20 protein-coding genes are annotated in these 25,277 nt (G+C 32.9%); 13 read left to right on the forward strand and 7 right to left on the reverse strand.

What is annotated here, in order from left to right:
* The first annotated feature begins 83 nt into the window (after window positions 1–83).
* Both SD960_RS18460 and SD960_RS18465 read left to right on the forward strand, forming a co-directional pair.
* Window positions 84–1,868: an amidohydrolase gene (locus SD960_RS18460; RefSeq protein ID WP_318805220.1), complete on the forward strand. Its 1,785-nt coding sequence runs from the start codon at window positions 84–86 to the stop codon at window positions 1,866–1,868.
* Window positions 1,869–1,871: 3 nt separating this feature from the next.
* Entirely contained in the window at window positions 1,872–3,239 is a 1,368-nt protein-coding gene (locus tag SD960_RS18465) for an alginate export family protein (RefSeq protein WP_318805221.1), read from the forward strand.
* 129 nt (window positions 3,240–3,368) lie between these two features.
* Here the strand turns inward: SD960_RS18465 and SD960_RS18470 are convergent, their stop codons facing one another.
* Complete coding sequence (locus SD960_RS18470) at window positions 3,369–3,827, reverse strand: hypothetical protein (RefSeq protein WP_318805222.1); 459 nt, start codon at window positions 3,825–3,827, stop codon at window positions 3,369–3,371.
* 97 nt (window positions 3,828–3,924) lie between these two features.
* Between SD960_RS18470 and SD960_RS18475 the strand changes: the two genes are divergently transcribed.
* The 4 genes from SD960_RS18475 (at window position 3,925) to SD960_RS18490 (ending at window position 7,917) form a co-directional block, all read left to right on the forward strand.
* Complete coding sequence (locus SD960_RS18475) at window positions 3,925–4,485, forward strand: 2'-5' RNA ligase family protein (protein ID WP_318805223.1); 561 nt, start codon at window positions 3,925–3,927, stop codon at window positions 4,483–4,485.
* Between the two features lie 365 nt (window positions 4,486–4,850).
* Window positions 4,851–5,774 carry a helix-turn-helix transcriptional regulator gene (locus tag SD960_RS18480; protein WP_318805225.1) on the forward strand — a complete coding sequence of 308 codons (924 nt, stop codon included), beginning with the start codon at window positions 4,851–4,853 and terminating at the stop codon, window positions 5,772–5,774.
* A gap of 362 nt (window positions 5,775–6,136) precedes the next feature.
* Window positions 6,137–6,862, forward strand: a complete 726-nt coding sequence (locus tag SD960_RS18485) for an SDR family oxidoreductase (RefSeq protein ID WP_318805226.1) — start codon at window positions 6,137–6,139, stop codon at window positions 6,860–6,862.
* Between the two features lie 290 nt (window positions 6,863–7,152).
* The gene (locus SD960_RS18490) at window positions 7,153–7,917 is read left to right on the forward strand and encodes an SDR family NAD(P)-dependent oxidoreductase (RefSeq protein WP_318805227.1); all 765 of its coding nucleotides are present in this window, start codon (window positions 7,153–7,155) and stop codon (window positions 7,915–7,917) included.
* Window positions 7,918–8,008: 91 nt separating this feature from the next.
* On the opposite strand, the gene SD960_RS18495 is transcribed toward SD960_RS18490, so the two are convergent.
* The 5 genes from SD960_RS18495 to SD960_RS18515 form a co-directional block, all read right to left on the reverse strand.
* The gene (locus SD960_RS18495) at window positions 8,009–8,479 is read right to left on the reverse strand and encodes a hypothetical protein (protein WP_318805229.1); all 471 of its coding nucleotides are present in this window, start codon (window positions 8,477–8,479) and stop codon (window positions 8,009–8,011) included.
* 223 nt (window positions 8,480–8,702) lie between these two features.
* A complete protein-coding gene (locus SD960_RS18500; RefSeq protein ID WP_318805230.1) occupies window positions 8,703–9,143 on the reverse strand; it encodes a hypothetical protein in 441 nt (146 codons plus the stop codon).
* A gap of 99 nt (window positions 9,144–9,242) precedes the next feature.
* Window positions 9,243–9,716, reverse strand: coding sequence for a PepSY-like domain-containing protein (locus SD960_RS18505; RefSeq protein ID WP_318805231.1), 474 nt, complete (start codon window positions 9,714–9,716; stop codon window positions 9,243–9,245).
* Window positions 9,717–9,802: 86 nt separating this feature from the next.
* Window positions 9,803–10,501: a LytTR family DNA-binding domain-containing protein gene (locus SD960_RS18510; RefSeq protein ID WP_318805232.1), complete on the reverse strand. Its 699-nt coding sequence runs from the start codon at window positions 10,499–10,501 to the stop codon at window positions 9,803–9,805.
* Window positions 10,498–11,538, reverse strand: coding sequence for a sensor histidine kinase (locus SD960_RS18515; RefSeq protein ID WP_318805233.1), 1,041 nt, complete (start codon window positions 11,536–11,538; stop codon window positions 10,498–10,500). The genes SD960_RS18510 and SD960_RS18515 overlap by 4 nt, the downstream gene beginning before the upstream one ends.
* 165 nt (window positions 11,539–11,703) lie before the next feature.
* Between SD960_RS18515 and SD960_RS18520 the strand changes: the two genes are divergently transcribed.
* The 5 genes from SD960_RS18520 (at window position 11,704) to SD960_RS18540 (ending at window position 22,185) form a co-directional block, all read left to right on the forward strand.
* Complete coding sequence (locus tag SD960_RS18520; protein WP_318805234.1) at window positions 11,704–13,089, forward strand: TolC family protein; 1,386 nt, start codon at window positions 11,704–11,706, stop codon at window positions 13,087–13,089.
* A 10-nt stretch (window positions 13,090–13,099) separates the two neighbouring features.
* Entirely contained in the window at window positions 13,100–16,384 is a 3,285-nt protein-coding gene (locus tag SD960_RS18525) for an efflux RND transporter permease subunit (RefSeq protein WP_318805236.1), read from the forward strand.
* Window positions 16,374–17,462: an efflux RND transporter periplasmic adaptor subunit gene (locus SD960_RS18530; protein WP_318805237.1), complete on the forward strand. Its 1,089-nt coding sequence runs from the start codon at window positions 16,374–16,376 to the stop codon at window positions 17,460–17,462. Before SD960_RS18525 ends, SD960_RS18530 begins: the two co-directional genes overlap by 11 nt.
* Window positions 17,463–18,282: 820 nt before the next feature.
* Complete coding sequence (locus SD960_RS18535; protein WP_318805238.1) at window positions 18,283–18,828, forward strand: hypothetical protein; 546 nt, start codon at window positions 18,283–18,285, stop codon at window positions 18,826–18,828.
* Window positions 18,829–19,101: 273 nt separating this feature from the next.
* A complete protein-coding gene (locus SD960_RS18540; protein ID WP_318805239.1) occupies window positions 19,102–22,185 on the forward strand; it encodes a caspase family protein in 3,084 nt (1,027 codons plus the stop codon).
* Window positions 22,186–22,407: 222 nt separating this feature from the next.
* Here SD960_RS18540 and SD960_RS18545 read toward each other — a convergent pair whose 3' ends face one another.
* The gene (locus tag SD960_RS18545; protein WP_318805240.1) at window positions 22,408–22,956 is read right to left on the reverse strand and encodes a type 1 glutamine amidotransferase domain-containing protein; all 549 of its coding nucleotides are present in this window, start codon (window positions 22,954–22,956) and stop codon (window positions 22,408–22,410) included.
* Between the two features lie 790 nt (window positions 22,957–23,746).
* On the opposite strand from SD960_RS18545, the gene SD960_RS18550 reads away from it, so the two are divergent.
* Both SD960_RS18550 and SD960_RS18555 read left to right on the forward strand, forming a co-directional pair.
* On the forward strand, window positions 23,747–24,247 hold the full coding sequence (locus SD960_RS18550) for an SRPBCC domain-containing protein (RefSeq protein ID WP_318805241.1): 501 nt from the start codon (window positions 23,747–23,749) through the stop codon (window positions 24,245–24,247).
* 198 nt (window positions 24,248–24,445) lie between these two features.
* Window positions 24,446–25,240 (forward strand): helix-turn-helix transcriptional regulator, encoded by a 795-nt coding sequence (locus SD960_RS18555; RefSeq protein WP_318805242.1) that lies wholly within the window; start codon window positions 24,446–24,448, stop codon window positions 25,238–25,240.
* Window positions 25,241–25,277 lie beyond the last annotated feature (37 nt).

Below are 25,277 nucleotides of genomic sequence, written 5' to 3' on the forward strand. Positions count from 1 at the left end.
AAATTGTTATTAGTTGGTTGACCGAAAAGGCTGTGTTAAGTCACAGCCTTTTTTTTACCCAAAACCCAATAAAAACCATTATTATGAAACTGAATATCAAAATACTAGCCTTTTTATTAATCATTTCGTTGCCTATTTTCGCTCAAGGCAAAAAAGCCACACTTATCGTTCATCATGCCCTTATTCATACTTTGGATGATAAAAACACAATTGTTGAAGCTATGGCTGTAGCCGATGGTAAAATTTTGAAAACAGGAAAAAACAGTGAAATTTTAAAATTAAAAGACAAAAAAACCACTGTAATAGATGCAAAAGGAAAAGTAATTATTCCGGGACTATTTGATTCTCATATGCATATTATTCGTGGCGGAAGATTCTTTAATACCGAATTACGCTGGGATGGCGTTCGATCTTTAAAAAGAGCTTTGGCAATGCTGAAAGAGCAGGCACAAAGAACTCCAAAAGGACAATGGGTTCGTGTTGTTGGCGGGTGGAATGCTTATCAATTTGAAGAAAAAAGACTACCAACTCTGGAAGAAATAAACGAGGCAACAGGTGATGTTCCAACTTTTGTTCTTCATTTGTATGGACACGCTTATCTTAACAAAGCCGGATTAACAGCTTTAAAAATAGATGCAAATACACCAAACCCAAATGGCGGACTTTTAGAAAAAGATGCCAGCGGAAACCCAACCGGATTATTGGTTGCCGAACCAAACGCGTTTATTTTATACTCAACACTTTCTAAACTTCCTGAACTTTCTCCGGAAGAAAAAATAAACTCAACAAAACAATTCATGACCGAAATGAATCGTCTTGGAGTAACAGCCATTATTGATGCAGGAGGTGGTTTTCAAAACTTCCCTGACGATTACGGCGTAACAAACGGATTATGCAAAGACAGTGATCTTACCATCAGAATGCCTTATTATTTGTTTGCTCAAAAAGCAGGAAGCGAACTTAACGATTATACAAAATGGGTAAGCACAGTCGAAATTGGCGAAGGCTGTGACGATCACGATACAGATAAAGTAGAATATCACGCTCAGGGAGCCGGAGAAAACCTGGTAATGAGCGCCGGAGATTTTGAAAACTTTGACAAACCAAGACCCGAATTAAGTCCTGCAATGGAAGGTCAGCTAAAATCTGTTCTTTCTCTTTTGGTAAAAAACAGATGGCCTTTTAGAATTCATGCTACTTATAATGAAAGCATTACACGTTTCTTAAACGTTATTGAAGAAATTGATAAAGAAACACCTTTAAACGGACTTTTATGGTTTTTCGATCACGGAGAAACGGTTTCTGTAGAAAATTTAAAACGTATTAAAACTTTAAACGGAGGTTTGGCAATTCAGCACAGAATGGCTTATCAGGGAGAAAGTTTTATTAAAAGATATGGAAAAACGGCTGCTGCAAACACCGTTCCGCTAAAAAAGATTCTTGACATGGGAATCAAAGTTGGAATGGGGACCGACGGAACTCGTGTTGCCAGCTACAATCCGTGGGTTGGTTTGTATTGGCTAACAACCGGAAAAACTCTTGGCGGTTTAAAATACATGAACGACGAAAATATTCAGGACAGAACTGCTGCCTTAAAACTTTTTACCTACGGAAGTGCACAATTAATTAATTTAGAAAAAGACCGCGGAATGCTTGCTGCAAATAAACTGGCTGACTTCGCCATTCTTTCTGATGATTATTTCAACACGCAGGAAGAAAAAATATTAAACATCGAATCTGAACTTACTGTTGTAAATGGAAAAGTGGTTTATGCAAATGATGCTTTTAGAACCTTTGCACAGCCAACTCCAAAAGCAATTCCGGATTGGAGTCCTGTAAACTATTTTGGTGGATATCAAAAAAACTAAATTATGAAGAATATATTTCGATTATTGTTGCTTTTGGGAATTACTTTTTCGGCAAATGCACAACAAAGACCAGTTTTTCAAAAGCTGCGATATGACGATGATTTGACTTATTTGAAGGATTCTACCAGAAATTGGTACGAAAAAATCAAATATATTCCACTCAGCCAAAACAGTAACTATTATGCTAGTATTGGCGGCGAGGCAAGATTGCAATATACTTATACCATAAATGATAAATGGGGCGATGACTCTGATGAAGGCGACGGTTATGTACTTTCTCGTTATTTGCTTCATGCAGATGTTCATTTAGGAGCTTTCAGGACTTTTGTTGAATTGCAAAGCAGTTTAGCCAACAGTAAAATGGATCCAAGTCCGGTTGATGAAAATGAACTGGACTTTCATCAGGCATTTCTGGATATTGATTTTATTAAAAATGAAAACGAACGATTTACATTACGTTCAGGAAGACAGGAAATGTCGTACGGGTCACAGCGCTTAATATCAGTTCGCGAAGGTCCAAACAGCCGCCTTGCTTTTGATGCTGTCAAATTATTTTACAGAAAAAACAATTGGCAAACAGACGCCTTTTATACGCATCCTATCGCCAATAAACAGGGAACTTTTAATGATGAATTTAATGAAAACGCGCAATTCTGGGGAAGTTATACTGTAATTCATAAAGTTCCTTTTATTCAGAATATTGATTTTTATTATTTAGGTTTATGGAAAAAAAGAGCCGTTTTTGATGATGCTGTTGGAGAAGAAAATCGCCAGTCTGTAGGAACAAGAATCTGGAAAAACAAAGGAAACTGGAAATATGATTTTGAAGGATTGTATCAATTCGGAAACGTAGATCAAAAAACCATTTCAGCCTGGACCCTTTCTTCCTTTGCCTGTTATACTTTTTCAGAAGTAAAATTCAAACCTGAAATTGGACTTAAAACAGAAATTATTTCAGGAGATAAAAGTTCAGACGATAATCATTTACAAACCTTTAATCCCTTATATCCAAGAGGTGCCTATTTTGGATTAGTTGCTTTAATTGGTCCATCCAATTTAATTGATATTCATCCTTCGATTGATTTTACATTAACTGAAAAATTAGGCCTTGGATTTGATTGTGATATTTTCTGGAGACAAACGATAAATGATGGTATTTATGCGCCAAATATGCAATTGTTGTATTCCGGAAAAGATACCACAGAGCGTTTTATAGGCTCACAATTCATCTCTAACTTAGATTACACTGTCAATGATTTTCTATCCTTTACATTAGAAAGCGGTTGGTTTAATGCAGGTTCATTCTTAAAAGAAGTGGGTACAGGAAAAGATTATTTTTATGCAGCGTTGACGGCGCAGTTTAAATTCTAATAGTAAAGAATTGTAGATTCGATTTGTTTTGTAGGGGATGGATTTTAATCCGTTCCCACGCGAATATTATTTTATGCAGCTTTAACGGCACAGTTTGAATTTTGATTTTAAAAAATCATGAGTCCCGATCTATTGACGGCTAATTTTCAAAGTATTTAAAATCGAACATGCTTGTAGATAATCATTATCTTTTTCATCTACACTTTTCTTATCTGAAATTGAACATGAAAATTTAAATTTTATTCCAGAATGGATAATTATCCATGAATATTCTAATGTAGAGTATTCAATGAATCTATGACATTTTAAAAATACATCAAAATCAGCGATTTTAGAAAGCGAAAAAATATTATATAATTCATTTTTGACATCTTCTTCAATATATATTTTATCATCAAAATACTCAAAAATTAATGCTTGATTATTTTCTTTATTTACAAACCAAAATTGATTTCTATCAACTTTTCTATAACTCCATAAATATTTTGGAAAATTAAGAGTTAAACCAAGTTTTGGTAAATCAAAGACTAAAATGTTTTTGAATAATATTCTTGAAATTGCTGTATTAAATAATCTCTTTAGATCCATAATATCATTTCTTAATAATGTAAAAATAGAAATCAAAGCTTACTAAACAACATTCAAACTCAATTTAAATTTTAAATTTGTGTAAATCAAATCACAAATGGAAAAAAAATATTCGGTTGCCATTTATCCTTCAAAAGATGTAATTGATGCCGTCAAAACAATGAAGGATTATTTAAAAAGCAAAATAGATTGGTACAATAGCTGCAATTCTGTAGCGCATATTACGATCTGCGAATTCACCATTGACGAATCTCAAATCGATAAATACAAACAAAAGCTTTTTAAAACCTGCGATACGTTTACTCCTTTTCAGGTAAATTTAAATCATTTTGGATCTTATGTAAATGGCGCATTTTTTATTGCTCCAAATGAAGACTCAACTAACCTTTTAAAGCCGATCATGAAAAAAACTCAGGAAGCTTTAAAACCTTTAAAATTGAAGAAAAGCGATGATCCTCATATGTCTATTGGCAGAAAATTAATTCCCGAAAATCTTAAAATTGCTTCACAGCTTTTTACCACAATTAATCTTGATTTTTTATGCTGCGAAATTGTATTAAGAGAACTGGATCCTGTTAAAAAACAGTTTTTTGTAATTGATACTTTTAATTTTGGCAATAATCCATTGCCAGAATTAATTCAGGGGAGCTTGTTTTAGTTTTGCCACTAAGGCGTTGAGACACAAAAATTAAAAAACACAATATATAAACATAGCCAACGGTTTCAACCGTTGGAGCACAATACATGCACAATACATTTTTACAATACATTTTCATAATACATTTTCATAATACATTTCAATAATACGTCTCCCACGGTTGAAACCGTGGGCTATATTTAAAAAATACCAATGAACTTCAACCATTACAAACAGAAATGCTTTTTGAAGTTTCTTGCGCTTTTTCTTTAAGAATAAAAAAAGAAAAGAATCCCAACAAAATAAACTTTGTGCCTTAGTGCCTTTGTGGCAAAAAAACATCCTGTAAATATTTTTCGTATATTTGAATTTTACAATTCACCTTTATGAAAACTCTGGATTCATTTTATCAGGATATTACCGAAGGTTCCACTGTTGAGCCAAGTTCTTTATTACCCAACGACATAAAAAAAGAAATCGGTCACTTTAATATTTTTGACATCAAAGAACTTTTAGAAAGAATGCAGGGAAAATCGTTTATGCCTTATGACAGAAGGGCTTATTACAAAATAAGTTTGATTCGAGGCAAAAACAGATCTGAATATGCAGATAAAATAATCGAAATAGAAAAACAGGGATTATTATTTGCTACACCAAAAATTCCGTATAATTATGTTCCTCAGGATACCAATCAGGCCGGGCAATTTTGTGTATTTACCAGTGAATTTCTATCGAAAAACAAAAGCGGAATCGATCTTGATGAACTTCCAATCTTCGCTTCAGACGGATATCCGATTTTTCAGCTTACAGATGAAGAAGTTTCAGAAGTTGAATTGATTTTCAATAAGATACAAAAAGAAATCAACTCTGATTATGTTTATAAATACGATTTAATCCGAAATTATGTTGCAGAATTAATTCACTTCGGACAAAAATTACAACCCATAACAGCACTTTATTCCAAGCATAATTCAGCAGCTAGAGTTTCCTCATTATTTGCAGAATTACTGGAAAGACAATTCCCTATAGAATCTCCACATCAAAGATTAGAACTTCGAACTGCCAAAGATTTTGCAGAAAGATTATCCGTTCACGTCAACCATCTAAACAAGGTTTTAAAAGAAAACACCGGAAAAACAACTACCGAATTAATCAGCAACCGATTAACAAACGAAGCCAAAATCCTTTTAAAACAAACGGATTGGAACATTTCTGAAATTGCGTATTCACTTGGTTTTGAAGAATTGGCACATTTTTCCAACTTCTTTAAAAAACAAACAACGATTACGCCTTTGGCTTTTAGATTGTAGATTTTAGATTTTGAAAATTGGAATTGGAAACTTGAAACTTGAAAATTAGATATTTAAAGATTGATTCGTTACAAAAAAAATCTGCGATAATCTGTGTTTTCGCTTGCGAATCCGCGTCATCCGCGTTCGATTACACGCCTGTAAACTTTAGTCGATATAACAAGTGAGATTGCTTTCGCCACGGAGAACACGTCGTTCCTCGCAAGGGCTAAACTTTGCTTTTAAAATTGGAATTTGGAATTTAAAAAATTCTAATCTAATTTCATTTTGATTTGAATTTCGCAAACATCGGTTTGATATTTACAACTCTCCACTCCTACTTCACTCCTACCTTTGTCTTATTAATTTAAAGATCAGAAAAAATGGAATTATCAAACAACAAAATTTTAATAACCGGTGGTGCAAGCGGCATCGGACTTGGACTTACACAAAGATTTATTGAAGAAAACAATACCGTAATTATTTGTGGACGAAGAGAATCAGTTTTAAATGAAGTAAAAGCAAAATTTCCAACCGTAATTACAAAGGTTTGTGATTTATCCAGCGAAAAAGAACGAATTGCCCTTTATGAATGGATTTCTGAAAACCACAGCGATTTGAATGTTTTGGTAAACAATGCGGGAATTCAAAAATGGATTTCTGTTGATGATGAAGGTTTTTATGAAAGTATGAAAACGGAACTTGCAACTAATATAGAAGCGCCGTTACATTTAACTTCACTTTTCATCAACTTAAAATCACTTTCAACCGTGATGAACGTAACTTCGGGATTGGCATTTTCACCATTTGCAAAAGTTCCCGTTTATTCAGCAACCAAAGCCTTTTTCCGTTCGTTTACGCTTTCACTTCGCCATATTTTAAAAGCAAAAAACATTGAAGTGATTGAAATTATTCCGCCAGCATTGAATACCGATTTGGGTGGAGTTGGTTTGCACAACGCTCATCCAAGCGTTGCTGACTTTATTGTTTCAATTTTTGAACAATTAAAAGAAGGTAAAAACGAATTGACTTTCGGAACCAGCGAAACCAGATTAAACGCAAGCGTACCGGAATTAAAAGCTTCGTTTAATGCGTTACATGGTAATTAATTATTGTTACGCATAATTTTAAACACATAGAAACATAGATATTCTATACGCTGAAAAAAGGCATTTCATTTTATTAAAACAAACATAGAAAGATAGATTAGCTAAACTATTTATTAGAAACTAGTTTCTTTTTTCAATCTTTTAACTCAAAATAAAATCTATGTTTCTATATGTTTAATTTTTTTCATGCAGATTTGGCAGATTTAGCAGATTTTTTTTAATCCATATAATCATTTAATCTGTGGCGATATTTCATAATGTAAAATCAACAATCTAAAATCTAAAATAAAATGGCAGTAAATACAAAAATCGCTTTAGTAACAGGCGGAAGCAGAGGTTTAGGAAAAAACATGGCAATTGCAATTGCCAAAAAAGGAATTGATGTAATTATTACATACAACAGCAAAAAAGAAGAAGCTGATGCAGTTGTAAAAGAAATCGAAAGTTTAGGTCAAAATGCTGCGGCACTTCAATTAAATGTTGCCGATTCAGGAACTTTTGATTCTTTCTTCGAAAGTGTTTCAGTAACTTTAAAAAACACTTTTAAAACTGATAAATTTGATTTTCTTGTAAACAACGCCGGAATCGGAATACATAATTCTTTCGTTGGCACCACTGAAGCTGAATTTGATCAATTAACTAATATTCAGTTTAAAGGACCATTTTTCCTGACTCAAAAAGCACTTAACGTAATGAATGATGGCGGTGGAATTGTAAATATTTCAACTGGTTTGGCAAGATTTTCATTTCCTGGTTATGCAGCTTATGCTTCAATGAAAGGTGCAATCGAAACTTTAACAAAGTATCAGGCAAAAGAATTAGGTGCGAGAAAAATTAGAGCAAATGTTGTAGCTCCTGGCGCTATCGAAACTGATTTTGGCGGCGGAGTTGTTCGTGATAATGAACAAATGAACCAACAAATTGCTTCGGTTACTGCGTTAGGAAGAGTTGGTTTACCAGATGATATTGGCGGGGTTGTTGCTTTTTTATGTACTGAAGAGGCACGCTGGATCAATGCACAACGCATTGAAGTTTCCGGCGGAATGATGTTATAAGAATGATGTTATAATTTAACTAAGTCCACGATCGGTTAAGCCCGGCAAGTTTCAAAACTTGTCGGGTTTGCTATTAAAAATCTATTGATTTTTACAGCATGTTTATTTCGATCCTTTTAATAAATTCACCGGTTTTATCGAAGATGATATTGTACAGTTTTTTATCTTTTTTTGCTTCTGCAATGTATGTTTCATTATTTTTATCATCAATCATATAAAAAATCTTGCCGACAGGCTTGACTTTTCCTTTGGCCGGATAATTTTTCTTCAGGTAATTTTGAGATTTTAAAGGCAATTTGACAATTGTAATTTGTGTTTTTAAGGATTTAAAAACGCCATTACTATCATAAAGTACAATTGCCTTGCTTTTTGCGTCAGCATTAAACGATCCTTCAAAATAAACATCATCACCTTTACCATACTCAATAGACCACACAACATTTTTTTTAGAATATTGTTTTTCAAAAGATTTCGTTACATTTTCTGGCGGTACTATAATACCATTTTGTGCTATTAAAAAATTGCAATATAAAAAAGCCATGAATAGTAAAATATTTCTCATGTGATAATTATTATAAGTTTAAAGCTACAAATAAAATAATTAAAACTAATATCTTCCTAATGAAAAATGAATAAAGTTTTGCATTTTACTCTCCTGATTGAATTTCAGATATCAGTTATCTAATTTCTTATAAAACAAAACCCGACAGATTTTTTAAAAAATCGATCGGGTTTGTCTTTTCAATATAATTGAATTAGTAAGCAACCTTTTATTTACGTTAGTTTTACAACTGAACCTCTCCTTCTTTATTAAAAACAATATCATAAAATTTGATATTATTTTGTCCCTCGACTTTATATGTGGTATTATTTTGAGCATCAATCACTAATAAAATTTCCTTCGCAGGCTTAGCCGGATATTCTTTTTTAAGATAAAGCTGTGCTTTAAAAGGCAGTTGATCTATCTGAATTTGTGTTTTGTAAGCCTTAAAAACTCCTTTTCCATCATAAACGGCGTATGCTTTAGTTGTGCCTGTTTCGTTAAATTTTGCTTTAAATTTTATATCATCTTTCTGATCCCCCTGTTCCATCGACCAAAGTGCTGCTTTGTTAGGGTATTGTTTCTCAAACGCCATTTTTACATTAGCAGGGGGTAAAACACCTTTTTTTTGCCCCATTACCAAACTACTAATTAAAAAAGCTGCGGCCAAGTAAAAATTTTTCATGATTATAAATTGATTTTTATTCTGGCAATAAAAATACATCTTTTTACAACATGAAGTATAAATCTTACAAAAATTAACTTTTCGGCTTTTTATAGATTACTAATCTTTCTGAATACTAACATCAAAACCACCATTTTTATCGAAGACAACATCATAAAATTGCGAATTCTTTTCAACGCCTACCTCATATGTCGTTTTATTTTTATCGTCAACCACAACTGCAATTTCATGAATGGCTTTTGCAGGATAATTTTTTTTCAGGTAAGTCTGCGCTTTCTGTGGCAACTGACTGTAAGGAATTTGTAATTCGTACGCTTTTAAATATCCTAAATTATCATAAACAGCAAGTGCCTTCGTATTTTTATCCGCATTAAACTTAGCTTCGTATCTAATTTCATCATTATCATCGCCAACATATTCTATTGACCAAACCGGCACTTTATTAGGATATTCTTTTTCAAAATTAAACCTTACTTTTTCAGGCGGAGTAATTTTTCCCGTGGGCATAATTCCATTTTGTGCCATCAAAAAACTGCTGCAAAAACATGCGAAAGCAAAAATTATGTTTTTCATGATTCCATTATTTAATTAAACAACCTTTAAAATTAAGTAATAAAACTACTACTTTTAAATGAATTTAAAATGAAACCAGTAAAATTTTATTTTTTTAATCGATCAGATAATTCTCTTTTATATGTAATTCCAATCGGCAGTTTTTCTTTTCTAATAATCACAAAATCCTTCTCCGTTTCATCGATTTTATCGAGCGCCACAATATATGATTTATGAATACGCATGAAATTTTTCTCCGGAAGACATTTTTCAAATTCACTTGTTGTGATTGATGCCAGGTATGTTCGTTTCGTTGTGTGCAATTTCACATAATTTCCAAAACTTTGTGCGAACAAAAGCTGATCTAATTCAATATCAACAAAATAACCATCTACTTTTACACTTACAGAATTCACGATTACTTCGTCTTCTTTTGCTTTTACATTTTCTGTTCCGAAGAAACGGTCAACGGCTTTTAAAAATCTTGGAAAATAAATGGGTTTCAAAAGATAATCGATCACGCCATAATCATAACTTTCTAGAGCAAATTCAGAATAAGCTGTCGTTAAAATTGTTTTCGGGTGTGTTGGAATAATTTTTAGCAATTCCATTCCTGAAATTTCCGGCATATTAATGTCCAAAAACATCAAATCGACTTTATTTTCACGAAGATAATCCATCGCTTCAATACCATTGTATCCCTGAAAAACCAACTCTAATTGCGGATTTTGCTTGATATAATTCGCCAGAACGTAATGCGCAGCCGGCTCATCATCAACAATTATACATTTTTTTGGCTCTTTCATTCTACAAACTTTTTCAGTTGCAATTTCAAATCTACGATATAAGTGTTTTTATCGTCCTGAATATTCAATTTATAGTCTTTTCCATAAAGCAAATTCAAACGTTCGATCGTATTTTTTAATCCAATTTTAGTCGACACTACATCTGTTTTTTTATTCGGAATCGAATTGACAACATGCAAATGCAGCAAACCGTTTTCGACCGTAACAATAATTCTCACAAAACATTTTTCGATGGCGCAGGTTCCGTGTTTAAAGGCATTTTCAATAAAGGCGATTAATAACATTGGCGAAACTTTATAAGCATTTTCGTTGTCGATTTTGCAATCGTATGTAATATCACAACGGTAGCCTACTCTTTCTTTTTCGAGTTGTACATAACTGTTTATAAATTCGAGTTCATCTTCTAGAGATACACATTTTTTACTATTACTTTCCAGCTGATAACGCATCAATTGCGATACTTTCATGATCAGATCCGGTGTTCTTTCCGGAAATTCCAAACTAATACCGTAAAGCGTATTAAAGGTATTGAATAAAAAATGAGGATTCAATTGTCCTTTCAAAGAATTCAGCTGCATTTCATTAAACAACAAAGCTTCGTCGGTTTGTTTTCTGTGAATTCTGTAGAATTTAAACACAATAATCGGACTCAAAATACAAACCAAAGTTCCCAATACACTTGCCAATTGGTACACATAACTTCGCTGATGCGAGTTTTGATACAAACGGCAATTACTAAACATTTCGAGCATCATAATTTCGTATAAAACGATGGAAAAAACGAAAACTCCAAATAATGTCAATAATATATAAGTGACCGGACGGCGGGTTTTGAATAAAATTGGCAGGAGAAAAAATCGGTTAAACTGGGCATGCATATATAAAATGCAGTAAAAAAAAATCCCCATTAAAATAGAAGTAAAAGAACTAAATAACATCCAGTCATTTTTTAACGTGTAGATGGTAAATGAAAAGGCAACAACGGCAACTTCCTGCCACCATTTGTTGTCCAATATGTTATCAAATTTCTTATTCATTTTTAATACTTAAATAGTTTACAAAGTACGGACAAATATTTAATTTCTTTTTCCAAAAAATGACGAATTGAATTTGTCATTTATTATTGCAGTACATCATTTAAGATGACATTTATCAGCTTAAGAGAAATAATTTTGTTCTATAATTTGATACCACGAACATTTATGTATTTCAAAAAAATTACCTTATTATTTTTCTTGATTTTTGCATCAATCGGTTACTCACAAAACCTGACTTTAAAAGAAGCCATAAAAACGGGTCTTGAAAACTACGGTTCGATAAAAGCAAAAACCAATTACACCAGCGCTTCGCGAGAGACTCTCAAGCAATCTAAACGCGATTACTTACCTAATTTAAACTTGTCTGCCCAACAAGATTACGGAACTATCAACGGGCAAAACGGAGCTTTATATGGTTTTAACGGTTTAGGAACAGCTTCTTCGGGACCTGCCCTGCCGGATCAAAACTGGAATTCTGCTTTTGGTGCTTTGTATTTAGTCAACATGAATTGGGATTTTTTCACTTTTGGAAAAGCAAAAGAAAGAATCAATTTGGCGAAAGTTGATGTTAAGGCGAAAGAAAATGACCTGAAGCAGGAAATGTTTCAGCAGGAAATCAAAATTTCTGCCGCTTACCTTAATTTACTGGCCAGCCAACGATTACTGATTTCGCAGCAAAAGAATTTAGATCGCGCCGAAGTTTTTAAAAGAACAGCCGTTGTAAGAGTTAAAAACGGATTATTGGCAGGAGTCGATTCTACTTTGGCTACAGCCGAAGTTTCAAAAGCTAAAATCGCTTTAAATCTGGCGAAAAACTTCGTTAAGGAACAAAACAATAAACTGGTCGATTTGATGGGCGTTGCGCCACAGGATTTTGTTACCGACACTTTGTTTGTAAGCAATATTCCGAAAGCACTTTTAACAGAAGAAAAAACTACTGATAGCCTTCATCCGTTATTGCAATTGTACAAAACGAGAATTGATTACAGCAATCAGCAGGTTAAATTATACAAGCGATTTTATTACCCAACGATGACAGCTTTTGGTGTTTTACAAACCAGAGCTTCAGGATTTAATTCGGATTATATTACAGATCAAACAGCCTTTACCAGAAATTATTGGGATGGTGTAAATCCGGATCGCACGAATTATTTGGTGGGAATTGGAATCAGCTGGAACCTGACAACACCTTTTAGAATGAGCAAACAAGTAAGCGCTCAGAAATACGTTTCGCAAGGTTTGCAGGAAGAATACAATCAGGCGGACAGGGAATTAAAATCGCAATTGAATTTTGCCGATGATAAAATAAAAATTACACTGGAAAATTATGCCGAAGCGCCAATTCAGGTAAATGCTGCCCAGAAAGCGTACTTGCAAAAATCGACTTTATACAAAAACGGTTTGACTGATTTGACTGATTTAACACAGATTATGTACACCTTAAACCGTGCCGAAATCGATCGTGATATCGTCAATAATAATGTATGGCAATCGTATTTGCTAAAAGTAGCCGCTACGGGCAATTTCGACTTATTTATAAATGAATTTTAATTAGAGCCTAATGAATTTAATACGTTTCGCACTCCGCAAACCCATCTCCATATTAGTATTGGTTGCGGGTCTATTTTTCTTCGGAATTGGTGCCATACAGGACATTAAGGTAGATATCCTGCCAAAAATGAACTTGCCGGTTATCTATATCGCGCATCCGTTTGGAGGTTATACGCCAGACCAGATGGAAGCTTATTTTGCTAAAACTTACGTCAACATTTTACCCTTTGCAAATGGTGTAAAATCGGTTGAAACCAAAAATATTCAGGGGTTAATGATCATGAAATTAACCTATTATGAAAACACAAATATGGCGCAGGCTGCAGCCGAATTAAGTTCGCTTTCGAACAGGATTCAGGCGGCATTTCCTCCCGGAACACAGCCTCCATTTATCATTCGTTTTGATGCTTCTTCTTTGCCAATCGGACAATTGGTTTTGAGCAGTAAAATCAGATCTAATAATGAATTGCAGGATTTAGCCAACGTTTATGTGCGTGCGTCGTTTACTTCTATTCCTGGTTTACTTTCTCCGGCACCTTTCGGCGGAAGCCCAAGAACTATTGAAGTTAACGTTGATCCTGATTTGTTGCGTTCGCACAATATGACGCCGGATCAAATTGTTGAGGCGATTCGCATCAACAACCAAACGGCTCCTTCGGGAAATGTTAGAATGGGCGATATCAACTACATTACGCCAACCAATAATACGATTAAAGAAGTTAAGGATTTTGAAAATATTCCGTTGTTTAAAGGAAGTGTTCAAAACTTAAAATTAGGCGATGTTGCCACTGTAAAAGATGGTGCGGATATTACGGCGGGTTATGCTTTGGTAAACGGAAAACGTTCGGTTTACATTAGTATCGCAAAAGCCGGAGACGCTTCGACCTGGGATGTGGTTCAGAAATTAAAAGCGGAATTGCCTAAAATTCAAAGTACACTTCCTGAAGATGTACAATTATCATACGAATTTGACCAGTCGGTTTATGTAATCAACTCGGTTAAAAGTTTAATTACGGAGGGAATTATTGGTGCGGTTTTAACCGGATTAATGGTGTTGCTTTTCCTTGGCGACAGACGTGCGGCATTGATCGTAATTCTAACGATTCCAATTTCGATTATCTCGGGAGTTTTATTCCTGAAATTATTCGGACAAACCATCAACTTAATGTCTTTAAGCGGATTGGCACTAGCGATTGGAATTTTGGTGGATGAAAGTACCGTAACCATCGAAAATATTCACCAGCATCTCGATATGGGCAAACCCAAGGCACTCGCCATTTGGGATGCCTGTCAGGAAATTGCATTGCCAAAATTATTGATCTTGCTTTGTATTCTGGCTGTATTTGCACCGGCATTTACCATGGTTGGTATTCCAGGAGCGTTGTTCTTGCCTTTGGCTTTAGCAATCGGATTCTCAATGGTGATTTCGTTTTTACTTTCTCAGACTTTTGTGCCTGTAATGGCCAACTGGTTAATGAAAGGTCACGCAAAACACGAACATGGTCCTGAAATTACAGATGATGAAGCAGAGTTTAATGATTGCGGTCTAACGCCGGAATCTGAAAAAGATCTGATTACACAGAAAAAAGGCTACGTTGAAAAAGACGATACTGACGGAAACGGTAAAATTGGTGCTTTCGAGCGATTCAAAATCCGTTTTATGAGAACGCTGGATCGATTATTTCCTCATAAAAAAGCGGCGGCTATAATTTATCTTGTTTGTGCCATTGCCCTTGCGGTTACCTTTATCACTTTTATTGGAAAAGATGTTTTCCCGAAAGTAAACTCAAGTCAGTTTCAGTTAAGAATGCGCGCTCCCGACGGAACCCGTTTGGAACGTACCGAAGAAAAAGCCATTATCGTTTTGAAAGAATTGCAAAAAATGGTGGGGAAAGAACATATCGGAATTTCATCTGTTTATGTGGGTCAGCACCCGTCGTTGTTCTCGATTAACCCGATTTATTTGTTCATGGCAGGTTCGCATGAAGCCGTATTTCAGGTGAGTTTAAAAGAATATCACACCGATATGGACGACTTTAAAGACGACTTTAGAGCTCGAATTAAAAAAGTGCTTCCGGACGTTAAACTTTCTTTTGAGCCAATCGAATTGACCGATAAAGTTTTGAGCCAGGGATCTCCTACTCCAATTGAAGTTCGAATTGCCGGAAAAGACAAAAAACGAAATGAGTTATATGCGAATCAAATTGTAGAAAAACTGAAAAAAATCTCTTATTTCAGAGACGTACAAATTGGTCAGCCAATTCATTATCCTGCAATGAATATTGATATTGACAGAACGAGAGCTGCAGAATTGGGCGTTGACATGAATGATATTTCACGTTCGCTTGTAGCTTCGACCTCATCATCAAGATATACAGAAAAAAATACCTGGGTCGACGAAAGAGCCGGATTATCATATAATGTTCAGGTACAAGTGCCTTTGAACAAAATGAAAAGTAAAACAGATATTGGAGAAATTCCGGTATTAAAAAATTCGCTTCGTCCGGTTTTAAGTGACGTTGCCAAAATTACACCGGCTTATGTAAGCGGTGAAAATGACAATTTAGGGGCTATGCCATACATTACCGTTACAGCCAACATTAGCCAGACCGATTTAGGTACGGCAGTAAAAGATGTGGATGCAACAATTAGTTCATTAGGAGAGTTACCTCGTGGTTTGTTCATAACTCCAATTGGATTAAGTAAAGTATTGAGCGAAACATTAAGCAGTTTACAGGTTGGATTATTGGTTGCCATCTTCGTAATCTTCTTAATGTTAGCCGCTAATTTTCAATCGTTCAAAGTTTCATTGGTTATTTTAACTACGGTTCCGGCGGTAGTTTTAGGAGCTTTATTAATGCTAACGATTACGGGTTCAACGTTAAACTTACAATCGTATATGGGAATCATCATGTCGGTTGGAGTTTCGATTGCCAATGCCGTTTTACTGGTCACCAATGCCGAACAATTGCGCAAAAAAAATGGAAACGCCTTAGAGTCTGCACGAGAAGCTGCTGCTTTGCGTCTTCGTCCGATTATCATGACATCGGTTGCGATGATTGCGGGAATGCTGCCTATGGCGATTGGTCATGGCGAAGGAGGCGATCAGGTTTCACCGTTAGGTAGAGCCGTAATTGGCGGGTTATTATTTTCGACTTTTGCCGTATTATTAATCCTGCCGCTTATCTTTGCGTGGGCACAAGAAAAAACAACAACGCAATCTGTTTCTTTAGATCCTGAAGACGAAGAAAGCATCCATTATATCTCATCATTAAAACCTAAAAATGAAAAATAAAATTATACAATCGACCCCATTATTGTTTGTAGCGATATTTTTTCTAAGTAGCTGTAATTCTAAAAAAGAAGAAACAGTTACGGCAGAATTAGAACCTAAAACGGAAACGTTTCTTTTAGAGAAAGAAAAACTAACGACCGAATTGCGTTTACCAGCCGAATTAACCGGTTTTCAACAAGTTGATCTATACGCAAAAGTAAGCAGTTTTGTAAAATTGCTAAAAGTTGACATTGGTACCAAAGTAAAAAAAGGACAGCTTTTAATTGTTTTGGAAGCGCCGGAAATTAGTTCTCAATTGGCTGCAGCCGAATCAAGACTAAAATCGATGGAAGCCATTTACACGACAAGTAAAAGCACGTACAACCGTTTGTATGAAACCAGCAAAGTCGAAGGAACAATTTCTAAAAATGATTTAGAAATGGCAAGCGGAAAGAAAAACTCTGATTACGCACAATATCAGGCAGCAATTGCGGCCCACAAAGAAGTTTCGATAATGAGAGGTTATCTTGAAATTCGCGCTCCGTTTGATGGTGTTGTAGCAGCAAGAAACGTGAATTTAGGAACGTTTGTTGGTCCTGCAGGAAAAGGTTCAGATTTGCCTTTATTGACGATTCAGCAGCAGGATAAATTACGTTTGGCGGTTTCTGTACCGGAGCTTTATACAGGATATTTGCATGAAGGCGACGAAATGAATTTTAACGTAAAATCATTACCTGAAAATTTTAAAGCAAAAATTACCAGAATGTCAGGAGCTTTAGATTTAAAATTACGTTCTGAGCGTGTTGAAATGGACGTTATCAATACCAAAAAAGATCTTTTACCGGGAATGGTAGCCGAAGTTCTATTACCACTTAACGCGAAAGACAGCACGTTTGTAATTCCAAAATCAGCTTTGGTGAGTTCTTCTGAAGGTTTGTATGTGATCAAAGTTCTGAACAAAAAAGCAACAAGAGTTGAAGTGAAAAAAGGAAGAGAAATCGACGATAAAATCGAAATTTTCGGTGATTTAGAACGCAAAGATAAACTGGTAAAAATTGCCAGCGAAGAAACTAAAGAAGGCGATATTATAAACGAATAACCTGCGTTTAGCTTTCTATTTAGTGATTACCAAAAACTGTACGCAATTATTTAATGCGGCATTTTAAATCAGGAATGGTTTAGAATGTAAATCACAATTTGCCTTGAGGGCAGCACTTTTTATTGAGTGCTGCCCTTTTTTGTTTTATTTGTTGTTTCGCAGAGATTCGCAAAGGTAGCGCGGAGGTTCGTTGAGTTTTTTTAATTAATCGCACAAAGACGCTAAGGCGCAAAGTTTTATTATCATTTTTTGTCAAACCTATTGTCACCCTGAGCGAAGTCGAAGGCTTATGAAACCGAAAATAATCTCGGCAAAGTCGCAAGGGCGCGAAGTTTTTTTTCTCAGTTTGTGTCATTTCGAGGAACGAGAAATCACACTAGAAGCTCGACAAAGATTGGCGATTTTGCATGCGTAGAATGGATTAAAATCCATCCCTACAATATGATCCGTTCCTCCGGAACTCTTTATGAAATTGCAAAGGAAAGATTTATTTTGTAGCAAGAGATTAAAATCCCTTGAATCGCAAAGTAACCCCAATTTTGTCATTTCGACGCAGGAGAAATCTTCGCAAGTAGCTCGATAAAGATTGGCGATTTTGTGTGTGGAGTTTCTTGCAGAGATTTCTTGTACCTCGAAATGACAGACTTTGTGGTTATATTTTTTTTTTTTAGAATAACTAATAAACAGGTAAAAGTACTTGGTTGTTTAGATTGGCAAATCGATACTTTTGATAAAATAAATTGAGCGAATTATGGATTTCCGTAATATGACTGATTACTAATTGATAATCTTTGTTCTAAATAATTAAAAACAAATAAACATGAAAAAGTTATTATCAACAATTTTAATACTTGGGACGTTTCTAGCTTATTCTCAAAAAGAAAACATTGAATCATCAACTCGAATATTAATTGATAAAACACAATTTACAAGAATTAATAAAGACTGGAATACAACCGCTGAATTTAAATCAGGAATAGGGGAATCTGTAAATTTCTTTCCCATAGAAGTAATTGATTTAAAATCAGGTGTAAAAACTAATGCTTTGCAATTAGACATGTATATAAAAAATCCAGACATTCGTAAAACAGCTTGGGTAGGAATTGATGAGGTTGAAGAATTTATAAATTTTGTAGAAGATAATGTAATTCCAAATTTAGACTTAAAGTTCAAAGGCAAATCTTCAGAATTTATTTTTAAAGCTAAAGAAATGACCTTATCATATTTTATTTATGAAAAAGATCGTAGAATTAGCATCAAGTTAAATAGTTATGACGACGATAAAATTTTAAACTATACTTTTTGGACAGAAACACAAGTTGATAAAATTCCAAAATTACTTACCGTTCTTAAGGAAATTAAATAATTTGAGAGTCTTTTGATTGAAAAGCAAGCTATAGTTCATTATTTCTAGGATTGAATATTAACTTTTGAGGACGAGACAAAGATTTTAGACAGTTGGGAAATTTTTCATCAAACATTAAGGAATAAAAACACTGCCTTCTCCTTACTTAGACGTTCATAATAATTGGAAAATAAATGGCAATACGTGATAAAATAGTTATAAAAGCAATAAATAATTGATTTTAAACTCGGTCAAAGAATTAATTAAAAAATCGTAGAAAAAAATAAGATATTTATGAGTAATCATTTGTTTATAATTGGTATTAATGAATACTTAAACCAAAAAAAATTATCTAGTTGCATCAATGACTGTAATGATTTAAAAGATGTACTTTTAGAAAAATTTGATTTCGACACAAGTAGCGTATATGAAATATACAATGAAAATGCAACGAGTAAAAAAATTCAAGATGCATTACGAGGATATATAAAGCAACTTAATGAAAATGATAACCTAATAATTTACTATTCCGGTCATGGTGAATTTGATGAAGTATCCAATACAGGATTTTGGGTTACTTATGAAAGTAATGATTATACAGATTATATACCTAATCAAACAATAGTTAATTATTTAAATAACCTTAAATGTAAGCATGTTTTTCTAATTTCTGATTCTTGTTTTTCTAATAGTTTATTACTCAATGGTAATTTTAAAAAACCTACTGAATATTTTGAAAAACAATCAAGATGGGCTTTAACATCTGCATATAATGAAGCTAAAGACTCAGATCCCGATTCAAATACACTTTTTTGTGAAAAAATTCTTGAATATTTATACCAAACAGATAAAGATTTTAGAGTTACAGAACTGATAGAGTTCGTAAAAAGTAGTTTTGAATTAAATGAATTTCAAACCCCTCAAGGTGCGCCATTACAAATTACATCTCATAAAGGAGGTGAATTTATATTTAAAATTCAATCACCTATCGACAACAGAAAATTCAAAGGTTATAATGATCTTAATAAGATCTTAAAATTTTACAAGAGAAATACACAATTTACAGAAACTATTACTTTTGAAGACAAATCTTTGAAAATAGGTTATATATTATACAATGAAGTGGATCCTGTACTAAAAAAAACGGCTTATTACCTTTACCTGTATGATGGTACTAATCAAATTAAGACACTTAAACATTTAAAGGAAAATCAACCTCAAATATTTAAAGAAAAGAACTTGATTATATTTATTACATCTGAAAAAGGTCAAAAAAATAAAGAAATTAGGAGAAAAAACATTCAAGATAAGTTTAAACCAATAAGTATTTTTTATATTGAGGAATTCATTAAAAATCATTGCACTCCTCAATTTGAAATTGAAGAAGATTCAAAATACTTAAATATTTCAAATTTTGTTTTACCTCCATTTAAACATCAGGATGAATCTAATGATATAAAAGAAATATTTACAAATTGGTTTGAAAGTACTGATAAACCTATATTTGTGATTAAGGGTACTGGAGGAATAGGTAAAACTACAATAGCACAGTATCTTGCAGATAGTTTGTTAAACGAAAATCCTGAATTGTATGTACTATTTATAGATTCTGTACAAATTAAAGATAGTTTACTAAAAAATAAAAAAGCTGGTAGAATTAATATTTACAATTTTTATGAAGCTTTACTGGAAACTTATGATAATACTGAAGAAAAACTTTCTGAAGAATTGTTCAGACTAAACCTTGATGCTGGAAATATATTAATAATAATCGACGGCTTAGATGAGGTAATATCTAAGATTTCAAATTTCAATATAGAAGAATTTATTTATTCTATTAAAAATTTTAGTAACGAACTAGGACATGCTAAAGTTATAATAACATGTAGAACATATTTTTGGAATATAACTGAATTAAATGACGAAACTTTTAAAATAATTGAATTAGAGCCATTCAATGAAGGACAGGCTAGAGAATTATTTAATATATCATTTAATAATGATGAAAAAAGAACAAATAAAGCAATTTCAATTGCTTCTGAATTTAAATACCCATCTTCAACAGAGGAGAAAGAATTTATATATCACCCTTATGTTTTAGATATTGTACAAACAATAGTAAATAATGAAAAAGAAGATGTCAATTTATCAGAAAGTGACTTAATCTCTAATTATTTAAGTAAAAGCAATAAAACAGACTTTATCATTTATAGGGTCTGTCAAAGAGAAAAAATTAGAGTTGGCCAAATTGATGTTGATGAACAAATTAAGTTTTTAATTAATTTTTCAGTTAATTATAGAGGAATTATTAGAACAGTTGATTTAAAATCAATTATTGAGGATTCAATTGGTCATTCTATTGATTTAAACAATGTAGAAGCTTTTAAATCGCATCCATTTCTTAAAATAAGTGATCAATCAATAGTTTTTAGATACGATTTTTTAACAGATTTATTTAAAAGTATTTATGTAACTAAATATTTAACTTTAAAAACCATAACATTCGATTCGCAAAAGGATTTTAAGTTTATTGAAATTGTAAATGAAAGTTGTTGGTATGGATCCGCGTTTAACAACGACATATTAAATAGAATTTCACAATGGACAGATGATGAATTTCTGCAAATTTTTGAAATAAAAACTCATACACAAACATCGGTTGAATTGGATATTATAATTAAAAGAAAATTTATTGCTAACCTTTTCAATTTGTGTTTAACAATAAATCATCAATTCAAAAGTAACAACACTGAAGACAATACGTATATTTTAACTTCATTATTCGAAAATAGTACAAATTATATTGATGATCTCAGTATTGTTAACTTGAATTCTGACAAAAATATCCGTTTTAATTTTTCAGATAAATCAATAACAAATGGTTATTTAGACAATTTTAATGACTTTACTAAATGCATTTTTAATGAAAATACAAAATTTATAAATTGCACTATTTTAAATATCAAATTAGATACTACAACAAACAATTTAAATAAAAATCAATTTATTGATTGTTCGTTTGATTCTACATTTGATACATCCTTTCAATTGAAAGAATCTAATGTAGATAGTTATAATGAGGCACTAAAAAATTTTTTAAATCAATTTTTTAAATTATTTTTTAGTAATGGTAGACTTGGTAGACAATGGGAACATAAAGTTATTTCTCCTCGATTTAGAGGCATAAACAAGTTAAAAATTGATTACAATAATTTTATAAAATTGCTAAGAAAACATGAAATCCTCGATGCAACAAGTGAGTTGAATAAAACTAAATTTGCAATTACTGAAAAGGCAAAAGAGGCAGTAATAAAATTCACAAAAGATGGAACTGTAGATATTATTATATTAAACATATTCAATCAACTTAAAAAGTAATCATAACAGCTTGCTACGATTTTTTTAATCATCCCCACGCTCTACAAAGTACTCTTTTCTCAAACGCTGCGCGAACGTCTCTGACTTCGAGCCCGCAAAGTGATAAAATCCTTAACCACATAATTTGGATAATAGAAAAACACTGATAACTAATAATTAAAAAAAATGCAAGACCAAAATTAGTCTTGCATTTTTTGTAACTTGATAAATAAAAACATCTTTTTACACTGTCTGACGCTCGTGTTTACCTTCTTTAATTTCTTCCACCATTTTTTTATTAAAAGCGGGTAAATCATTTGGGTTTCGGCTGGTTACTAATCCATTGTCTACGACTACTTCTGAGTCTTCCCATTGTGCTCCGGCATTTATCAAATCGTTTTTAACAGAGAAGAACGAAGTTATTTTTCGACCTTCTAAAACATCAGCATCTACCAGAATTTGAGGACCATGGCAAATAGCTGCTACTGGTTTTTTACTTTCAAAAAAGGAACGTACAAAATTTACTGCAGCTTCTTCTCTTCTCAATGAATCAGGGTTTAAAACGCCTCCCGGAAGCACCAAAGCATCGTAATCTGCTTCATTTGCCTGATCTAATACTACATCAACATTATATTCGTTGCTCCAATTACCGTCTTTCCAGGATTTGATAGTTCCTGATTTCAAACTTATGATATCTGCATTCCAACCTTGCTCTTCCAGATAGGCTTTAGGCGATGATAATTCTGATTCTTCAAAACCGTTTGTTGCTAATATGGCTATATTCTTTTTCATAATTTTAAGTATTAAAATGTTATTAATTTTGATTTACTTAAAATTAGTAATTTCATAAAGCCTGCGAAAACAGGGCATGTTAAACCTTTCTTTAATAAAAGTTAATTATTTGAAATTCAGATTTTTATTAAAAATTAAATTGAAATTATATAAAATTGATGTCAATTCAGTTTACTATTTTATAGGATGAAAGCTAAGAAATAATGTATAAATTAGTGAGTACGAAAATGAAAGACATTTCAGGAAAACTAGAATTACCAACAAAAAAAACTCGCCTTTTTAAATCGAGGTTTTTTTTATGAAAATGATTGCCCTAGCCCCGATAGAAGTGGAAATCCTTTTGTGTAATGAAATGGAACAAAAGATTGAAACGGATAGCGGGAAATAGCTTCTAAAATTCCAATAAATAAATTCTAAATTCCAATTTTTCATGTGTTTGTTACTATTTGAATTTTTGATTTCAAAAGCCTTCGACTCCGCTCAGGATGACAACAGAATTCAGAAGAAAACATGCCTAAAACTTTGCGTCTTAGCGACTTTGTGGCATAATTCTAAAAAAACTTATCAAAAAATTTGCGAAACCAAATAGTTGCGCATATATTTGCAACCAATTAGTTTCTTAATTACGATTTAAAAAATAAAAATTATGGCACTTATTAAGTCCCAGAAGCGCAAAGTTTTCTAATTTAGATTTTCTTGCAAGATTTTATTTGCAAATTTGCACGAATATTATAAAATACTTCTTAACCAACTTGACGACATATTATTAACAATAAAAAACAGAGAAAAAATGAAAAACGATTTATTATTTGATTTTACTGTAGACAAACCATCAAAAACAGTAGTGATAACAAGAGAATTTAATGCCGAATTGCCTTTAGTTTGGGATGCTTTTACAAAGGCAGAACTTCTGGATCAATGGGTGGCGCCAAAGCCATTTTCGGCAAAAACAAAATACATGAATTTTGAAGTTGGCGGAAGAAGATTCTACGCGATGGTAAGTCCTGAAGGACAAGAACGCTGGTCGGTTCAGGAATATACTTCGATTACGCCGAAAACGAATTTTAAAATGTACAATACATTTGCAGACGAAAATGAAAACCGACAATTACCGGGTTCTGATTGGGATTATGTTTTTAGTGAACAAGACGGAGTTACAACAGTCAATATTACCATTTTCAACGAATCTTTGGAACGCATGGAGAAAATGATTGAAATGGGCTTCATACAAGGCTTTAAAATGACTATTGATAACTTAGAAAAGGTGTTGGAAAGTTTATCGCAGCGATAATTAATCTTTTACATGTGTAAAATTTTGTTTCACGCTTATTAGGCAGATTTAAGCAGATTTATTTTTTAGTAAATTATAATCTGCTTAAATCTTTTAAAAATCTGCGTGAAACAAAAAACTTTGCATCTGAGCCTTTGCGAGATTATTTTTCAAACTCCTGAAATAAATCTTATTTTTGATTAAGAATTAATCTTCAATATGATTTCTATAAAAACATTTGATCAGGCTGCAGATTTACAAAATCCAAGACGTGTCTTAAAATACGTTCTTGTTTTTTGCACCTCAGGTTGTACAACAATTTCTGTAGATGAAAATGAGTTTATATTAACCCCAAATGCTGTTATTACGATAACTTCCGGGCAAATTCATTATTTCAAAGATATTCAAAATGCCGCGGGATATATTTTAGAATTTACCTATAATTTTTTCTGTAAAGATGATACTGATATGGAATTGATTTTCCACAACGGATTATTTTGTCATTTTGCAATGAATGAAATGATTCTGGTCGATAACAGTCAAATCATTATTAAGCAATTAGAAGAAATCAGCAAAGAATTAACCGAAACACCTTATCAATATCTCATCTCCATTCATAGCCGAATCGAATTAATACTGATCGAAATTAACCGAACTAAAATCAATCGTGGCGACGAAATCTACAAACCCGATGCCTTGTTTCTTCATTTTTTGGAAACTGTTCTGAAAAATTTTGAAAAGAATCTTTCGGTAAACGAAATCGCAACTCTCATTGGCACAACGGAGGCCAAACTAAATGAACTTTCGAAATTACACACCAACAAAACGGCTCAAAATGTAGTCTTCGGATTAATTATTTCTGAGGCAAAACGTTTGTTTAATTACGAAAAGTTATCGGTAAAAGAAGTCGCTTATGCTTTAGGATTTAATGATCCATTTTACTTTTCGAACTTCTTCAAGAAACACACGAATATTTCTCCAAAATCGTATAAAGAAAAAGTTCCGCATTTATAATTACATGCTTTTTCTAAGATTCTCTATTCTTTCGCAC

Source organism: Flavobacterium sp. MMLR14_040, from assembly GCF_033657265.1.
GTDB lineage: Bacteria > Bacteroidota > Bacteroidia > Flavobacteriales > Flavobacteriaceae > Flavobacterium.

What these genes read in the sequence shown, in the direction of transcription:
- SD960_RS18485 (WP_318805226.1), top strand. Translation starts at nt 6,137, where the DNA reads ATGGAATTATCAAACAACAAAATTTTAATAACCGGTGGTGCAAGCGGC.
- SD960_RS18465 (WP_318805221.1), top strand. Translation starts at nt 1,872, where the DNA reads ATGAAGAATATATTTCGATTATTGTTGCTTTTGGGAATTACTTTTTCG.
- SD960_RS18515 (WP_318805233.1), bottom strand. Translation starts at nt 11,538, where the DNA reads ATGAATAAGAAATTTGATAACATATTGGACAACAAATGGTGGCAGGAA.
- SD960_RS18555 (WP_318805242.1), top strand. Translation starts at nt 24,446, where the DNA reads ATGATTTCTATAAAAACATTTGATCAGGCTGCAGATTTACAAAATCCA.
- SD960_RS18505 (WP_318805231.1), bottom strand. Translation starts at nt 9,716, where the DNA reads ATGAAAAACATAATTTTTGCTTTCGCATGTTTTTGCAGCAGTTTTTTG.
- SD960_RS18550 (WP_318805241.1), top strand. Translation starts at nt 23,747, where the DNA reads ATGAAAAACGATTTATTATTTGATTTTACTGTAGACAAACCATCAAAA.
- SD960_RS18520 (WP_318805234.1), top strand. Translation starts at nt 11,704, where the DNA reads ATGTATTTCAAAAAAATTACCTTATTATTTTTCTTGATTTTTGCATCA.
- SD960_RS18480 (WP_318805225.1), top strand. Translation starts at nt 4,851, where the DNA reads ATGAAAACTCTGGATTCATTTTATCAGGATATTACCGAAGGTTCCACT.
- SD960_RS18460 (WP_318805220.1), top strand. Translation starts at nt 84, where the DNA reads ATGAAACTGAATATCAAAATACTAGCCTTTTTATTAATCATTTCGTTG.
- SD960_RS18540 (WP_318805239.1), top strand. Translation starts at nt 19,102, where the DNA reads ATGAGTAATCATTTGTTTATAATTGGTATTAATGAATACTTAAACCAA.
- SD960_RS18530 (WP_318805237.1), top strand. Translation starts at nt 16,374, where the DNA reads ATGAAAAATAAAATTATACAATCGACCCCATTATTGTTTGTAGCGATA.
- SD960_RS18510 (WP_318805232.1), bottom strand. Translation starts at nt 10,501, where the DNA reads ATGAAAGAGCCAAAAAAATGTATAATTGTTGATGATGAGCCGGCTGCG.
- SD960_RS18525 (WP_318805236.1), top strand. Translation starts at nt 13,100, where the DNA reads ATGAATTTAATACGTTTCGCACTCCGCAAACCCATCTCCATATTAGTA.
- SD960_RS18545 (WP_318805240.1), bottom strand. Translation starts at nt 22,956, where the DNA reads ATGAAAAAGAATATAGCCATATTAGCAACAAACGGTTTTGAAGAATCA.
- SD960_RS18490 (WP_318805227.1), top strand. Translation starts at nt 7,153, where the DNA reads ATGGCAGTAAATACAAAAATCGCTTTAGTAACAGGCGGAAGCAGAGGT.
- SD960_RS18500 (WP_318805230.1), bottom strand. Translation starts at nt 9,143, where the DNA reads ATGAAAAATTTTTACTTGGCCGCAGCTTTTTTAATTAGTAGTTTGGTA.
- SD960_RS18475 (WP_318805223.1), top strand. Translation starts at nt 3,925, where the DNA reads ATGGAAAAAAAATATTCGGTTGCCATTTATCCTTCAAAAGATGTAATT.
- SD960_RS18495 (WP_318805229.1), bottom strand. Translation starts at nt 8,479, where the DNA reads ATGAGAAATATTTTACTATTCATGGCTTTTTTATATTGCAATTTTTTA.
- SD960_RS18535 (WP_318805238.1), top strand. Translation starts at nt 18,283, where the DNA reads ATGAAAAAGTTATTATCAACAATTTTAATACTTGGGACGTTTCTAGCT.
- SD960_RS18470 (WP_318805222.1), bottom strand. Translation starts at nt 3,827, where the DNA reads ATGGATCTAAAGAGATTATTTAATACAGCAATTTCAAGAATATTATTC.